This window comes from Bacillus sp. T-10(2022) (genome assembly GCF_056502895.1).
The window spans coordinates 15,001-30,000 of sequence record NZ_CP113518.1 but is presented as its reverse complement, the minus strand read 5'-3'; the positions used below and the strand labels follow the sequence as shown (position 1 = coordinate 30,000).

The 15,000-nt window shown below is 42.4% G+C and carries 13 protein-coding genes, 1 tRNA gene, 3 rRNA genes, 1 other RNA gene and 1 other annotated feature (2 of these 19 cut by a window edge); of the genes, 4 read left to right on the top strand and 14 right to left on the bottom strand.

Annotated elements, in window-relative coordinates:
* From OSJ91_RS00145 to tadA, 8 genes are all read right to left on the bottom strand, one after another.
* Window positions 1-877 (bottom strand): 16S ribosomal RNA (locus OSJ91_RS00145); it reaches 674 nt to the left of the window's first position.
* Window positions 878-1,218: 341 nt separating this feature from the next.
* The gene (locus OSJ91_RS00140) at window positions 1,219-1,488 is read right to left on the bottom strand and encodes a pro-sigmaK processing inhibitor BofA family protein (protein WP_387552124.1); all 270 of its coding nucleotides are present in this window, start codon (window positions 1,486-1,488) and stop codon (window positions 1,219-1,221) included.
* Window positions 1,489-1,591: 103 nt separating this feature from the next.
* A complete protein-coding gene (locus OSJ91_RS00135) occupies window positions 1,592-1,810 on the bottom strand; it encodes a YaaL family protein (protein ID WP_034316261.1) in 219 nt (72 codons plus the stop codon).
* Between the two features lie 20 nt (window positions 1,811-1,830).
* Complete coding sequence (gene recR, locus OSJ91_RS00130; RefSeq protein WP_034316264.1) at window positions 1,831-2,427, bottom strand: recombination mediator RecR; 597 nt, start codon at window positions 2,425-2,427, stop codon at window positions 1,831-1,833.
* 60 nt (window positions 2,428-2,487) lie between these two features.
* The gene (locus OSJ91_RS00125; protein WP_053348895.1) at window positions 2,488-2,805 is read right to left on the bottom strand and encodes a YbaB/EbfC family nucleoid-associated protein; all 318 of its coding nucleotides are present in this window, start codon (window positions 2,803-2,805) and stop codon (window positions 2,488-2,490) included.
* 21 nt (window positions 2,806-2,826) lie between these two features.
* Window positions 2,827-4,524, bottom strand: coding sequence for a DNA polymerase III subunit gamma/tau (gene dnaX / locus OSJ91_RS00120; protein ID WP_485890811.1), 1,698 nt, complete (start codon window positions 4,522-4,524; stop codon window positions 2,827-2,829).
* A gap of 183 nt (window positions 4,525-4,707) precedes the next feature.
* An RNA gene (gene ffs, locus OSJ91_RS00115) (signal recognition particle sRNA large type) lies at window positions 4,708-4,972 on the bottom strand.
* A gap of 146 nt (window positions 4,973-5,118) precedes the next feature.
* Window positions 5,119-5,625 (bottom strand): tRNA adenosine(34) deaminase TadA, encoded by a 507-nt coding sequence (tadA, locus tag OSJ91_RS00110; protein WP_350300828.1) that lies wholly within the window; start codon window positions 5,623-5,625, stop codon window positions 5,119-5,121.
* 139 nt (window positions 5,626-5,764) lie between these two features.
* On the opposite strand from tadA, the gene OSJ91_RS00105 reads away from it, so the two are divergent.
* The 3 genes from OSJ91_RS00105 to OSJ91_RS00095 all read left to right on the top strand — a co-directional run bounded on the left by OSJ91_RS00105 (window position 5,765) and on the right by OSJ91_RS00095 (window position 7,802).
* The gene (locus OSJ91_RS00105) at window positions 5,765-6,310 is read left to right on the top strand and encodes a cysteine hydrolase family protein (protein WP_350300827.1); all 546 of its coding nucleotides are present in this window, start codon (window positions 5,765-5,767) and stop codon (window positions 6,308-6,310) included.
* Window positions 6,311-6,493: 183 nt separating this feature from the next.
* The gene (locus tag OSJ91_RS00100; RefSeq protein ID WP_350300826.1) at window positions 6,494-7,153 is read left to right on the top strand and encodes a deoxynucleoside kinase; all 660 of its coding nucleotides are present in this window, start codon (window positions 6,494-6,496) and stop codon (window positions 7,151-7,153) included.
* Entirely contained in the window at window positions 7,131-7,802 is a 672-nt protein-coding gene (locus OSJ91_RS00095) for a deoxynucleoside kinase (protein ID WP_076373259.1), read from the top strand. Before OSJ91_RS00100 ends, OSJ91_RS00095 begins: the two co-directional genes overlap by 23 nt.
* A gap of 120 nt (window positions 7,803-7,922) precedes the next feature.
* Here OSJ91_RS00095 and OSJ91_RS00090 read toward each other — a convergent pair.
* The 4 genes from OSJ91_RS00090 to guaB all read right to left on the bottom strand — a co-directional run bounded on the left by OSJ91_RS00090 (window position 7,923) and on the right by guaB (window position 12,740).
* Window positions 7,923-8,015 (bottom strand) — tRNA-Ser (locus OSJ91_RS00090).
* Between the two features lie 132 nt (window positions 8,016-8,147).
* Window positions 8,148-9,425 (bottom strand): serine--tRNA ligase, encoded by a 1,278-nt coding sequence (gene serS, locus OSJ91_RS00085; protein ID WP_485890810.1) that lies wholly within the window; start codon window positions 9,423-9,425, stop codon window positions 8,148-8,150.
* Between the two features lie 63 nt (window positions 9,426-9,488).
* Window positions 9,489-9,714: a binding site (T-box leader), on the bottom strand.
* Between the two features lie 69 nt (window positions 9,715-9,783).
* A complete protein-coding gene (locus tag OSJ91_RS00080; RefSeq protein WP_485890809.1) occupies window positions 9,784-11,103 on the bottom strand; it encodes a D-alanyl-D-alanine carboxypeptidase family protein in 1,320 nt (439 codons plus the stop codon).
* Between the two features lie 173 nt (window positions 11,104-11,276).
* Window positions 11,277-12,740, bottom strand: a complete 1,464-nt coding sequence (gene guaB / locus OSJ91_RS00075) for an IMP dehydrogenase (protein WP_336059750.1) — start codon at window positions 12,738-12,740, stop codon at window positions 11,277-11,279.
* 111 nt (window positions 12,741-12,851) lie between these two features.
* On the opposite strand from guaB, the gene OSJ91_RS00070 reads away from it, so the two are divergent.
* The gene (locus tag OSJ91_RS00070) at window positions 12,852-13,817 is read left to right on the top strand and encodes a YaaC family protein (RefSeq protein WP_350300823.1); all 966 of its coding nucleotides are present in this window, start codon (window positions 12,852-12,854) and stop codon (window positions 13,815-13,817) included.
* 71 nt (window positions 13,818-13,888) lie between these two features.
* Here the strand turns inward: OSJ91_RS00070 and rrf are convergent.
* Window positions 13,889-14,004 (bottom strand): 5S ribosomal RNA (gene rrf / locus OSJ91_RS00065).
* 64 nt (window positions 14,005-14,068) lie between these two features.
* Window positions 14,069-15,000, bottom strand: a 23S ribosomal RNA gene (locus tag OSJ91_RS00060); it runs 2,001 nt beyond the window's last position.

Here is a 15,000-nt window from a genome sequence, read left to right as displayed (position 1 = left end):
ATGCGTTAGCTGCAGCACTAAAGGGCGGAAACCCTCTAACACTTAGCACTCATCGTTTACGGCGTGGACTACCAGGGTATCTAATCCTGTTTGCTCCCCACGCTTTCGCGCCTCAGTGTCAGTTACAGACCAGAAAGTCGCCTTCGCCACTGGTGTTCCTCCAAATCTCTACGCATTTCACCGCTACACTTGGAATTCCACTTTCCTCTTCTGCACTCAAGTTCCCCAGTTTCCAATGACCCTCCACGGTTGAGCCGTGGGCTTTCACATCAGACTTAAGGAACCACCTGCGCGCGCTTTACGCCCAATAATTCCGGACAACGCTTGCCACCTACGTATTACCGCGGCTGCTGGCACGTAGTTAGCCGTGGCTTTCTGGTTAGGTACCGTCAAGGTACCAGCAGTTACTCTGGTACTTGTTCTTCCCTAACAACAGAACTTTACGACCCGAAGGCCTTCTTCGTTCACGCGGCGTTGCTCCGTCAGACTTTCGTCCATTGCGGAAGATTCCCTACTGCTGCCTCCCGTAGGAGTCTGGGCCGTGTCTCAGTCCCAGTGTGGCCGATCACCCTCTCAGGTCGGCTACGCATCGTCGCCTTGGTGAGCCATTACCTCACCAACTAGCTAATGCGCCGCGGGCCCATCTATAAGTGACAGCGTAAACCGTCTTTCCATCTTCTCTCATGCGAGAAAAGAACGTATCCGGTATTAGCTCCGGTTTCCCGAAGTTATCCCAGTCTTATAGGCAGGTTGCCCACGTGTTACTCACCCGTCCGCCGCTAATCTCAGGGAGCAAGCTCCCATCGATTCGCTCGACTTGCATGTATTAGGCACGCCGCCAGCGTTCGTCCTGAGCCAGGATCAAACTCTCCGAAGAAATGTTTGACTTGCTCATTTGCTTTTTTGATAGTGTGTGCTCACTTAAAATTTAACGTTGGCGCTTTGTTTTGTTCAGTTTTCAAAGAGCGATTTATTGTCGTTACTTCGTAAGCGACTTTATTATCTTATCACTTACTCAATCTAATGTCAACAACTTTTTTATATTGTTTTTTTGATTGAGCAATTTATGATGTCGTTATTGGCGACTCCTAATATATTATCAGGTTGAAGAGTTATCGTCAATGGTTTAATTAGTTTTTTTAAAAAAACTATAACATGATAAAAACCCCATGGAGATATCCATGAGGTTTTCATAAGAATGACTTCTACGCATTTCCTTTAGATAATCCAATAACCAATGGCTGCCAAAGCGGCAACTCCCGGTATTCCAAGCAGGCCGGCGACTGCCGAGGTAACAGGGTTGATGGGGACATGAATGCCCGCTTGATTCCCAAGTGTATTCAAAAAGAACAAAAATGCTGCACCGATAATGATCTTTATAATCCCCTGCCCTATGAACCGGACGGGTCTTAATGGCGCCCCGATAATAAGGAGCATTAAAATCAGGCCGCCAATTACGGCAACAAAGACAACTGGTTCCAAACTCATTCCTCCCCGCAAGCTTGTACTACACTTATATGAAGGGAACGATGGATTAAGAACTGAAAAAATGGCCATGAGGAATACGAAATCCTTCACAGCCATTTCCTTATCATCTTTTTAAGCGGACATTCCTTCTTTTAACTTCCCTGAATAGGTAGAAATATTTCACTTCCGCCAGCCTCGTTTGGGCGATTACTTCCTCAGATGGATCAACGCTTTTTTCAAGTAGTGATTTTTGATTATGCCAATTCCATTTCAACTGTTCAAGCTCTTCGATTAATGAATCATTGAATTCATTCCGAAGTTTCTTTTTTTTACGAAAGAACAAGTGAAGTCCTCCCAGCTACCTTATATTTCTCTTCTTCCTTCAATTGCTTTTGATAGCGTCACTTCATCCGCATACTCCAAATCTCCGCCAACAGGAAGTCCGTGGGCAATTCGGGTCACTTTTATTCCTGAAGGTCTAAGCAACCGCGAAATATACATGGCTGTCGCTTCACCTTCAATGTTAGGATTAGTAGCCAAAATGACCTCCAGCACTGTTTCATCTTGCAGGCGCTTTAATAAATCAGGAATATTTATATCTTCCGGACCGATTCCGTCCATCGGGGAAATACTGCCATGCAGTACATGGTATAAACCATTGAACTCTCTCATCTTTTCCATAGCTATTACATCTTTAGGGTCCTGAACCACACAAATCAAACTTCTGTCCCTCTTTTGATCTTCGCAGATATAACAGGGATCTTGATCGGTAATATGACCACAGACTGAGCAATACATAAGATTCCGCTTAGCATTAACAAGTGCCTTTGCAAAATCCAAAACAGTATCTTCCTTCATGCTTAATACATGAAAGGCTAATCGAGCAGCCGTTTTAGGACCAATCCCCGGCAATTTCATAAAACTGTCAATGAGCTTGGAAATTGGTTCTGGATAATGCATCGAATTCCTCCTAAAAATTTCAAAAGAAACCCCCTGAAAGGAAGTTTCTTTTGAACTTGCTTAAAACATACCCGGAAGGTTCATTCCCTTAGTGAATTGTCCCATCGTTTGGTTTGTCAATTCTTCCGCCTTTTTCAAAGCATCGTTAGTCGCAGCCAGAACTAAATCCTGAAGCATATCGATATCATCCGGATCGACAACTTCCGGTTTGATGATTACATCGACGATTTCTTTATGTCCAGTCACGATGACCGTTACCATTCCGCCGCCAGCAGTTCCTTCAATCTTTTTTTCACCTAATTCTTCTTGTGCCTCTGCCATCTTCTTTTGCATCTTTTGCATTTGTTTCATCATGTTCTGCATATTACCGCCGCGCATACCCATTTTCCTTACCTCCAATTATTCTTTAATTTCAAGTAAATCATCGCCGACTAATTTTCTAGCCTCTGCTATAAAGGGGTCTTCTTCTTTTGATTCCGTTTCTTCGGGACCGTCGAACTGCTGTGTTGAGATGAAGTCCTCCCGCAACCTTTGCCACTGGCTCTCCGGAACTCCAGCTATCTCCATTCGGTGTCCGGTCAATTGCTGCATGATCGAGGCTATCACTTCCACGAAACGGTTATTTTCCATTGCCATTTGACAATGAATATCATATTTGAATTTTACCACAAAAGCTTCAGTTGACGCAGCAACAGGTTCTGCCTCCGTTAATAAAGCTGCCAATGACTTTTGGTTTTGCTGACCTAACTGCTCAAGCACTTCCCCCCACTTACTTTTCACAGCATTAAGACCTGGCTTTGTAGCTTGTTTCAAAACTTGATTGATCTTCCCTGCAGGTGCTTTATATGCCTTTTTAACGGCCCTTTGCACCTTAGCCTGCTCTGCAGGCTTTTCTGTCATGGCTGCCGGAATGCCGTTTTTCTGCATTTCAATCAATTTCTTCTCTAAATCTTCTATTTTCTGCTGCAGCTGCAACAGCTGCAACAGCTGCCCGTTATCATTTTGATTTGGCCTTTGCTCATTACATAACTTCACAAGTGCCACTTCAAGGAAAATCCTTGGATGATTTGTCCATTTCATATCCTGCTGTGTTTGATTGAAGCTTTCGATAATGGAGTAAATCGATTCAGAAGAGATCACTTCTGCCAATTCCTTAAATTGGGGATCTATCAAAACACGCTCGAAGGATTCTGCCAGTGCCGGTGCCGTTTGAAACAAAAGCATGTCACGGAAATAATAAATCATGTCTTCAATGAACCGAGCCGGGTCTTTTCCCATGCCCAGCAATTCTTCAAGGACTTCAAGTGCCACCGCTACTTCTTTATCATATATAGCTTTTGCCAGCCGGCTTAAAAACGCCTGCGAAACAGAACCGGTGACAGTCAATGCATCTTCCACAGAAACCGTCTCTGAACTGAAGGATATCGCTTGATCAAGAAGGCTTAGTGCATCCCGCATCCCGCCTTCGGCTGCCCTCGCAATGATATGCAGGGCTTGTTCATCACATGAAACACCTGTTTCTGCGATGATCTGTGACATCCTGCCAACTATATCTTGAGGCTGGATCCTTTTAAAATCAAACCTTTGGCAACGGGAAATGATCGTTAGTGGAATCTTATGAGGTTCAGTCGTCGCCAATATAAAAATCACGTGCTTCGGGGGTTCTTCCAATGTCTTCAAAAGTGCATTGAAAGCACCCTGTGATAGCATATGTACCTCATCAATGATATAAACTTTATATGTAACCGCGTTCGGTGCATATTTGACCTTATCACGAATGTCACGGATTTCCTCGACACCATTATTGGATGCTGCATCAATTTCTATAACATCTGATATGGAGCCATCGGTGATTCCGCGGCAGGTAGCACATTCGTTACAGGGCTCACTTGTCGGGGCATGCTCACAATTCACTGCTTTTGCAAGAATTTTGGCAGCACTTGTTTTCCCTGTTCCACGCGGACCGGAAAATAAATAGGCATGCGAAACCTTCTGCCCGACCAAGGCATTCTGCAACGTTTTCGTTACATGTTCCTGCCCGACTACATCAATGAATTGTTGTGGCCGCCATACCCGGTATAATGCTTGATACCCCACGGAAATCCCTCCTTTTTTTCTCCACCTTGTTTATTATACATTACTGATTTCCTTAATATCAAAGTCTAAAAAGAAATTCTATCATTGTCTCATTTTTTTCAAAAATGCCAAGCGCTTTACCTTCTTGGCATAAAAAAAAACCCACCCGATACGAATGAGTTTTTTGTTTATGTAAAATAACTGCCGTGCACCTTCTGTCGATTAGCAACCATAAGCGTTACTTAAGCAGTTAGCTCGGCCCAGGCAACCCTGCGGCACATGAGAACTTCCACTTAATGCTGCTTCCTTCCGGACCTGACATGGTTCATGGAGTCCCATTGCGCAGGACCCGGGCGTCAACACCACTTACTTAAGGCAGGCCCTACAGAATGCTAACCTCGAGAAGGGATTCAACCTCGCTAGAGCGGATTGCGAGTACAGGGCACCGCTACCTCCCCGTCTAGCACGGCAAAAGTAATACCAAATTCAAAGCGTCATGTCGACGCATAATTCATTATACTAAGGTAACAAAAAAAACGCAAGTGTTGTTCATGGACAGTTTGATTCCAAATTTATCAAATGAAGCAAAGCCTCATCTTCAACATTCGTTTTCACCTATTTATTTTCCTCGGCAATTTTGAGTGCTTGCTCTCTTTTCAACCTTTTCTTTCTATCCCTAAGTTCTTTAAAAAATGAAGTCAATATCCAGCCGCACTCTTCCCCTAATACACCGCTTGTTACATCACATTGATGGTTGAAGCGTTCATCTTGGAGTAAATCCATGAATGTCCCTGCACAGCCAGCCTTTGGGTCATGGGCTCCAAAAACAACCCTTTTTACCCTTGATTGCAAGATGGCACCAGCACACATGGGACAGGGCTCCAGCGTTACATATAATGTCGCATCTTCAAGACGCCAACTGCCAGTAGCACGGCAAGCCTCATTGATCGCAAGCAGCTCCGCATGTGCCGTCGCATTCTGTTCCGTTTCCCTCAGGTTATGCCCCGTCGAAATAACTTGATCATCTATTACGATTAAAGCGCCAATCGGCACTTCATTCAACATCTGCGCCTTTTCCGCTTCCTTTAAGGCTAAATTCATGTAATAAACATCATCCTTCATAAAAAAACCCCCTTATATTAAGTAGGAGTAAACAGACAAATATAAGACAAAATAAAGGTCATACTACTTGTTCTAATGAATAGTAACGCATGCGGCATACGTGCTGCAAGTAAATTCTCACATTACAGGAGGATATACCATGAATCGACCTGAAACGCCTTCTTTTGCATTGCTTATCATTGATATGATCAATGATTTTGACTTCAAATACGGGAATATGCTACTTGCACATACGAAGCTTATCGTCGATCCGATTTTGAAATTAAAAAAGCAAATGAAAGAAAAGGGTTTTCCAATCATTTATATCAACGATCATTATGATTTATGGCAGGCTGACTTCGATAAAATTATTGCTAGATGTAAAAATGAAGGGAATGCCTCATTAATCGAAAGAATAAAACCTCAACAGGATGAATTCTTTCTCATCAAGCCGAAGCATTCCGCATTTTATGGGACGGCACTCAATACACTGCTTAAACGATTAAACGTGGAAACCCTGATCATTACTGGAATAGCTGGCAACATCTGCGTCCTATTCACGGCCAATGATGCCTATATGCGGGAATATAAATTATGGATTCCGAAGGATTGCATCGCTTCTGCATCAAAGGAAGATAATCATTACGCATTAAAGATGATGAACCATGTTCTCAAGGCGTCCATAAAAGAAGGTGAAGACATTTAAGCATTCAATTGAACAAGGGCACTAACCTACATACATCCCCCGATAACACTCTTTCATTCTCTTTCTTTATCAACCTGACAAAAATGTCACTAAAGTCCCAAGTCTGTGATACAATATCTCTTGGCGAAAAACCTAATAACCGGGAATTTCAGCTTGATACCTCATTGAAGGAGGACAGATTGGATGAAATCCACCCCATTTATCACTGTCGAAGGTCCAATCGGCGTGGGAAAAACATCACTTGCAAAAGTTATCGCAGATCATTTTCAAATTTCATTATTGAAGGAAATTGTTGATGAAAATCCATTTCTCGGGAAATTCTATAAAGATATTGATGAGTGGAGCTTTCAAACAGAAATGTTTTTTCTGTGTAACCGTTATAAACAATTGGAAGATATCGATAAAAAGTATCTTACTAATGACCAAGCCGTGGTGGCTGATTACCATATATTCAAGAACTTGATATTTGCTGAACGAACGTTAAAGAACGGACAATACAATAAATACCTTGAAATATTCAATATTTTAACACGGGATATGCCTAAACCTAATATGGTGATTTATTTAAACGCAAGTCTTGATACTCTTCTTTCCCGAATCGGTAAAAGAGGTCGTGAATTCGAAAAAAATATATCCTCCATTTATTTAGAGCAGTTATCCGCGGATTATCGAACATTCATGGAAACATTTGAGAAACAGCACCCTGACATACCTGTTCTTACATTCAACGGAGATGAGCTGGATTTTGTCGGGAACAAGGATGATTTGAAAACGATAATCAGCCAAATAGAGAATGCCCTGCACAAAGGAGTAAAGTCAAATGAACTTACGAAAGAAATATAATATTCCAAACAACGCCGTCATCACGATAGCAGGGACGGTTGGCGTAGGAAAATCGACCATGACCAATGCGTTAGCCGATGCCCTTCAATTCAGGACATCCTTTGAAAAGGTTGATACGAACCCCTACCTGGATAAGTTTTACGATGATTTTAATCGCTGGAGTTTCCACCTGCAAATCTATTTCCTCGCTGAACGTTTTAAAGAGCAAAAAAAAATCTTCGAATATGGCGGTGGTTTTATCCAAGACCGTTCCATTTATGAAGACACAGGGATATTTGCAAAAATGCATTATGAAAAAGGCACGATGAATGATGTGGACTACGAAACGTATACAAGCCTTTTCAATGCCATGGTAATGACGCCATACTTCCCGCACCCTGATTTACTAATCTATCTCGAAGGTTCGCTTGATGATATCCTCGACCGGATCCAAGAACGCGGCCGTCCAATGGAACAGCATACCCCAATTGAATATTGGCAGGAAATGCACGGCCGTTACGAGGAATGGATTGATCAATTCAACGCCTGCCCTGTCCTACGATTAAATATAAACGAATATGACCTTATGCAGGATGAAGCAAGCATCGAACCTCTTATAAAACGGATTGCCGAATATATGGAGCAAACCAAGTTGCTGCGAAATGTATAAAAAGAAAAACCACCGGTTATCCGGTGGTTTTTTAATATATTAGAAAACAAAAATTCCGTTACATATTTGCAACGGAATTCATCGATATCCAATTTATGCGCTGTGGTTATTAATAAGTTATGGAGGAGGTAGAGGGATTCGAACCCCCGCGGGATTTGACTCCCCTGTCGGTTTTCAAGACCGATCCCTTCAGCCGGACTTGGGTATACCTCCGTATCAACATTTATTATATTACATGGAATTAAAATTAAAGTCAAGCACTCTATAAAGTTTTTTTAAAATAATTTTCAAACTTTGATAAAAAGGGGAATCAGCCTCCTTAATCAGAAGCTGATTCCTTTTGACTTACGGTTTAATGACTTCCGCACCGCGCATATATGGACGTAATACTTCAGGAATGATAACACTGCCATCTTCCTGCTGGTAATTTTCCAAAAGGGCAGCGACTGTACGGCCGATTGCCAAACCTGATCCATTTAGAGTATGGACGTGTTCCGGTTTGCTTTTTGCATCACGTCTGAAGCGAATATTGGCCCGTCTAGCCTGGAATGCTTCAAAGTTACTGCAAGAAGAAATTTCGCGATACGTTCCATAACTCGGGATCCAAACCTCGATATCATACTTTTTAGCAGCAGTGAAGCCAAGATCTCCCGTACACATGCTCAGCACTCGGTATGGAAGTCCTAGCAATTGAAGGACCTTCTCCGCATGACCCGTGAGATTTTCCAATTCTGCATAAGAATCTTCCGGCTTCACGAATTTCACTAGTTCAACTTTATTGAACTGGTGCTGACGAATTAACCCGCGGGTATCACGACCTGCAGATCCTGCCTCTGAACGGAAAGAAGCGCTGTATGCCGCATAGCTTATCGGCAGATCGTCCATGCTCATGATTTCATCACGATGGAAGTTTGTCACCGGGACTTCAGCTGTAGGAATCAAGAAGTAATCATCACTTTCAATACGGAAAGCATCCTCTTCGAATTTTGGCAATTGACCTGTGCCAGTCATGCTTGCACGGTTAACCATATATGGTGGCAGCATTTCTTCATATCCATGTTCCTCAACATGAAGGTCTAACATAAAGCTAATTAATGCACGTTCTAATCGAGCACCAAGACCCCTATAAAATACAAATCGGCTTCCGGTCACTTTTGCTGCCCGTTCAAAATCCAGGATGCCTAGATCTCCGGCTACATCCCAGTGTGGTTTCGGTTCAAACTTGAATTCCGGTAACTCTCCCCATTTACGGATTTCGACATTATCGTCTTCCGTCTCACCAACAGGCACACTTTCATGCGGAATGTTCGGAATGGAAAGAAGTAATGTTTCTAACTGGGCTTCCACTTCACGAAGTTCATCATCGAATCCTTTGATACGGTCACCAACTTCACGCATTTGGGCAATCAGCTGATCTGCATCTTTTTTTTCCCGTTTCAATATGGCCACTTGCTGTGAAACTTCATTTCTTTGGCTTTTCAACTTTTCCGTATCAGCAATCAAATTCCGACGCTTTACATCAAGTTCCTCGAATTTACCTAAATCGGTCAAATCTTCTCCTCTAAATTGCAATACACGCTTCACTTCTTCAAAATTATTTCTTACATATTTCAAATCCAACATTTTCAGTTCCTCCTTAATATTTTGATGTTTTATCAAAGAACGCAAAAAACTCCCGTCCCCTGAAGAAGGGACGAGAGTTAACCCGCGTTGCCACCCTAGTTGAAGGCCTATTAAAAAACGCCTACCACTTATCACGATAACGGCTTTTAACCGAAAGTACTTACTGACCCAAAAGGCTTTCCATACTCTGCTCCAGGAGGGATTCACAAAACTCTTACACCGATTTCCACCAGCCATCGGCTCTCTATAGAAAGAAATACTTGTTACTATTTCCTGTCATTGCTTTCTTATATAATCAGATTGTTTTCCATAATGTACTATAATTTTATACATTACGCAACCGTTTTATACGTGAAACTTAAAACCAGCCTTTAACAGTGGAAGCTACACTGCTCCATACGTCACCAAAGAATCCGCCAACCGCTCGCATTGATAGTACGAACCAGTTTGCCTTTTCAACAGATTCAGCAGCTACGACGTTAACCTTAACCTGATCTCCGTTGATGTACCCGTAATCTTCTCCTTTTTTAGGAGTGACTGTGATGTAACCTAGCTTTTCACCTTTTTTGATTGGTGCAGTCAGCTTACCATCATCATTCAATTTGTTTTTATCGATCACTAAATCTGTTTTATAGTTGTCTTTCTCACCATTTTCAACAAGTAGCTCGATCGCTTTTTCAGATTGAATCTTAACGTTTTTTTCCTTGCCTTTCACTACTGAAAGTGTTTCTTTCCCTTTCACCTGGTAGTTGGCAGGAAGGACTTTTTCCTTTTTAAAGGTTGCATAAGCATAGTTCATAAGCTTAGTGCTATCCGCAAAACGTTCGTTTTTATTAGTGGACTTCATGACCACCGTGATATAGCGCTGACCGTCCTGGATAACCGTCCCTGTGTGTCCATATCCGGCAAAGTCAGTAGATCCCGTTTTTAGTCCATCTACGCCTTTATATTCAAATATCAGGCCAGGCAGCATCCAGTTGAAGTTCGGATATTCTTTTCCATCACGGAATTTCAATTTAGGGATGCTGGCGATTTTCAACACTTCCGGATAATCATTTATTAAACGATACGCAAGAAGTGCAGTATCTTTTGCTGTCATGATATTTTCATCATCTTCATCACCTGAAGGAAACTGCCCTAATAAATCACCGTTATTCAAGCCGCTGGCATTAACGAATTTATGGTTTTTCAAGCCTAATTCCTTCGCTTTTTCGTTCATTAACTTAACGAAGCTCTTTTCACTTCCGGAAACTAGCTGTGCTAAAGCTACTGTTGCCGCATTTCCGGAATAGACGGCCATAGCTTGATATAGTTCCTTAACTGTATAATCTTCACCTTCCGTTAACCCAACATTCGACAAATTGGGTGCTTTTGAAAGATCATGTACGTATTTATTTATTTTAACTTTTTGATCCCAACTGATTTTCCCATTTTCAATTGACTCCATTATGATGTACTCTGTCATCATTTTAGACATGGATGCAATCCCTAATACTTTATCGGCATTTTTTTCATACACGATTTGTCCTGTTTCACCATCAATGATGATGGCTGCCTCTGCTTTTAAACCCAAATTATCAGATTCAGCAACAGCTTCCCCCGGTTGATAGGCAAATTGCGACATAACAAGAACAAAAACAAAAGTGAAAATGAGGGTCATCTTGCTGATTTTTTTCAATTTCCAATACCTCCAACTTTTAAGCTAATCTCTATAACAAAGAAGAAACTTTATGTAATTTCCTTGACACCTTGTCTAGTTTATCACAGAAAAAATAAAAAAAATAGACAGAGTAATCGCAGACTCTGTCTATTTTAACAATAAATTTTAATGACGATTATATGTTAAATTCATTACATTGAGTAGTTCGGTGCTTCTTTTGTAATTTGGACATCATGAGGATGGCTTTCCCTTAATCCAGCACCAGTCATTTTGACAAATTGAGAGTTTTCCCTCAACTCTTCCAATGTGGCTGTACCGCAATATCCCATACCTGAACGAATGCCGCCAATCAGCTGGAAAATGGTATCTGATAGAGGTCCTTTATATGGAAGGCGCCCTTCGATGCCTTCTGGTACGAATTTCTTGTTATCTTCTTGGAAGTAACGGTCCTTAGATCCCTTTTCCATAGCAGCAACAGAGCCCATACCCCGATACACTTTAAAACGGCGGCCTTGGAAAATTTCCGTTTCGCCAGGGCTTTCAGTTACACCGGCAAGCATACTGCCAAGCATTACTGCATGTCCGCCTGCAGCCAGGGCTTTAACGATATCACCAGAGTATTTGATTCCGCCATCAGCGATAATCGTTTTACCATGTTTTCTTGCTTCTGTCGCACAATCGAAGACTGCCGTGATTTGCGGAACACCTACACCAGCTACAACCCTTGTCGTACAGATTGACCCTGGTCCGATTCCCACTTTCACTACATCAGCTCCCGCTTCAATCAATGCTTTCGTACCTTCAGCTGTTGCCACATTACCGGCAATGATCGTCAATTCAGGATATGTCGCGCGGATTTCCTTAACCATTTCAAGGACGCCTTCTGAATGACCGTGAGCAGTATCAAGTACAATTGCATCGACATGGGATTTAACCAGCATTTCGACACGCTTCATTGTATCCTTGGTCACGCCGACTGCAGCACCTGCAAGTAATCTTCCTTGCTTATCTTTCGCCGAATTCGGGAACTCGATGACTTTCTCGATATCCTTGATCGTAATAAGTCCTTTAAGGACTCCATTATCGTCCACAAGGGGAAGCTTTTCAATTTTGTATTTTTGAAGGATCTTCTCTGCTTGTTCCAAGTTAGTTCCCACTGGCGCTGTGACCAGATTCTCTACAGTCATGACACTGGAAATCTTCAAGGAAAAATCGGAAATAAATCGCAAATCACGGTTTGTAATGATACCCACAAGTTTTTGATCCTCTATATTGTTGACTACAGGAACACCTGAAATGCGATATTTACCCATTAAATGCTCTGCATCGAATACTTGGTGATCCGGCGTTAAGAAAAATGGATCGGTAATTACACCGCTTTCTGAACGTTTTACTTTATCCACCAGTTCAGCTTGTGCTTCAATGGACATATTTTTATGAATGATACCCAATCCGCCTTGACGGGCCATGGCAATTGCCATCTCAGCTTCTGTAACGGTATCCATTCCTGCGCTGATGATAGGAAGGTTGAGCCTTAAGTTTTCAGCTAAGTTGACTTGAAGGTTAACATCTTTCGGCAAAACCTCTGATTTCGCTGGAATTAATAGGACATCATCAAAGGTTAAACCTTCTTTTGCAAATTTATTTTCCCACATTATTTTCCCCTCCTGCTTAAAAATATTATTTGTAGGTTATCAATAGGACATACTACTGTCAAGAAGAGAAATAAAAGTTTGATTATTCTATTAATTCGGAGGATAGCTGCAATGCCTGAAAACAATGATAATTTCGATAAATATACACCTTTTTTTTCCGCATCTTCCTCACAACTTTTTTTGCAAAAATGTTACACGCACGAAAAAATAGCAGAAGCGGAAATAAAAAGTTACGATAATTGTTATCCATTTATTTACCATCTTGAACACGCTAAAACTTATTATAATCAGGCTGCCATTGCACCACTTTCCATACAACCAATACTTACATTTTATGGATTCGCTCAATTGTTAAAGGCTTGTCTGCTCACGATTGATCCTAACTATCCGGAATCAACTTCTATGCTTGCCCATGGGGTAACAACGAGAAAAAAGAAAAAACAACAATATGAATTTTTAAAGGACGAAGTGAAAACGCAAAAGAATGGACTTTTCACCTGCATTGCCGAGAAGTTATTCCATATCAAGCATCTGGAAGGTGAAAAGTTTTCCATGGGAACATTAATGAAGGAAATCCCAGACATGCAAAAATATACATGGTCGGTTTCAAGGAAAAATTTCGTCGACATGTTACCGTCTTCGAATGGCTTTCAATTACCTTCAGCGGTATTGGATAGCTATCAAATGTCCAGCAGTCGGTTGGAAGAATTTTTGAAAGCAAAAACGAATCAAGTTTACAGTATTTCAGAAGCTACTGGGACACTGCATTTAAAAACAGATGGCGTCCCTAATCATAATGCAACTTCCCCAATACGGTATAATTTAGCAGAAGGACAGTTCATGCTATCACTTAATAAAGATTCGTCAGCTTTTTCATTACCTGAACTTTTGATCCATTATTTGATTTCTTATAACCTTAGCATAATAGCTCGTTATGAAACAGAATGGTGGGCAGAACTGTTGAAAACCATGCCTAATGATGATTACCCCTGCATTGTTCAATTCCTTAAAATAAGCCAAGCTAAGGTGCCATTCTTAATATTTGAATGGATCAAGTCCGGAAGGTTCCACCTTTGATTCAATTTGGTGAATTGATCTGGTTAGAAACGAAGAAAAAAGACCAGCCGAATGGCTGATCTTAATAAATGGCTTGGCGGCGTCCTACTCTCACAGGGGGAAACCCCCAACTACCATCGGCGCTGAAGAGCTTAACTGCCGTGTTCGGAATGGGAACGGGTGTGACCTCTTCGCTATCGCCACCAAACATATGAGGAACATTGTTCCTTCAAAACTAGATAATAAGAAGGTATTTCATTTTTTAAAAAGCGTTGGTTAAGTCCTCGATCTATTAGTATCAGTCAGCTCCACATGTCGCCACGCTTCCACCTCTGACCTATCAACCTGATCATCTTTCAGGGATCTTACTAGCTTGCGCCATGGGAAATCTCATCTTAAGGGGGGCTTCATGCTTAGATGCTTTCAGCACTTATCCCGTCCGCACGTAGCTACCCAGCTATGCCTTTGGCAAGACAACTGGTACACCAGCGGTGCGTCCATCCCGGTCCTCTCGTACTAAGGACAGCTCCTCTCAAATTTCCTGCGCCCGCGACGGATAGGGACCGAACTGTCTCACGACGTTCTGAACCCAGCTCGCGTACCGCTTTAATGGGCGAACAGCCCAACCCTTGGGACCGACTACAGCCCCAGGATGCGATGAGCCGACATCGAGGTGCCAAACCTCCCCGTCGATGTGGACTCTTGGGGGAGATAAGCCTGTTATCCCCGGGGTAGCTTTTATCCGTTGAGCGATGGCCCTTCCATGCGGAACCACCGGATCACTAAGCCCGACTTTCGTCCCTGCTCGACTTGTAGGTCTCGCAGTCAAGCTCCCTTGTGCCTTTACACTCTACGAATGATTTCCAACCATTCTGAGGGAACCTTTGGGCGCCTCCGTTACTCTTTAGGAGGCGACCGCCCCAGTCAAACTGCCCACCTGACACTGTCTCCCACCCCGATAAGGGGCGCGGGTTAGAATTTCAATACAGCCAGGGTAGTATCCCACCAACGCCTCCACCGAAGCTGGCGCTCCGGCTTCTCAGGCTCCTACCTATCCTGTACAAGCTGTACCAAAATTCAATATCAGGCTGCAGTAAAGCTCCACGGGGTCTTTCCGTCCTGTCGCGGGTAACCTGCATCTTCACAGGTACTATAATTTCACCGAGTCTCTCGTTGAGACAGTGCCCAGATCGTTACACCTTTC

Excerpts from the sequence above, each read along its gene's own strand:
- OSJ91_RS00100 (WP_350300826.1), top strand. The coding sequence starts at position 6,494 with ATGAAATCCACCCCATTTATCACTGTCGAAGGTCCAATCGGCGTGGGA.
- recR (WP_034316264.1), bottom strand. The coding sequence starts at position 2,427 with ATGCATTATCCAGAACCAATTTCCAAGCTCATTGACAGTTTTATGAAA.
- OSJ91_RS00140 (WP_387552124.1), bottom strand. The coding sequence starts at position 1,488 with ATGAGTTTGGAACCAGTTGTCTTTGTTGCCGTAATTGGCGGCCTGATT.
- OSJ91_RS00105 (WP_350300827.1), top strand. The coding sequence starts at position 5,765 with ATGAATCGACCTGAAACGCCTTCTTTTGCATTGCTTATCATTGATATG.
- OSJ91_RS00070 (WP_350300823.1), top strand. The coding sequence starts at position 12,852 with ATGCCTGAAAACAATGATAATTTCGATAAATATACACCTTTTTTTTCC.
- OSJ91_RS00095 (WP_076373259.1), top strand. The coding sequence starts at position 7,131 with ATGAACTTACGAAAGAAATATAATATTCCAAACAACGCCGTCATCACG.
- serS (WP_485890810.1), bottom strand. The coding sequence starts at position 9,425 with ATGTTGGATTTGAAATATGTAAGAAATAATTTTGAAGAAGTGAAGCGT.
- OSJ91_RS00125 (WP_053348895.1), bottom strand. The coding sequence starts at position 2,805 with ATGCGCGGCGGTAATATGCAGAACATGATGAAACAAATGCAAAAGATG.
- tadA (WP_350300828.1), bottom strand. The coding sequence starts at position 5,625 with ATGAAGGATGATGTTTATTACATGAATTTAGCCTTAAAGGAAGCGGAA.
- guaB (WP_336059750.1), bottom strand. The coding sequence starts at position 12,740 with ATGTGGGAAAATAAATTTGCAAAAGAAGGTTTAACCTTTGATGATGTC.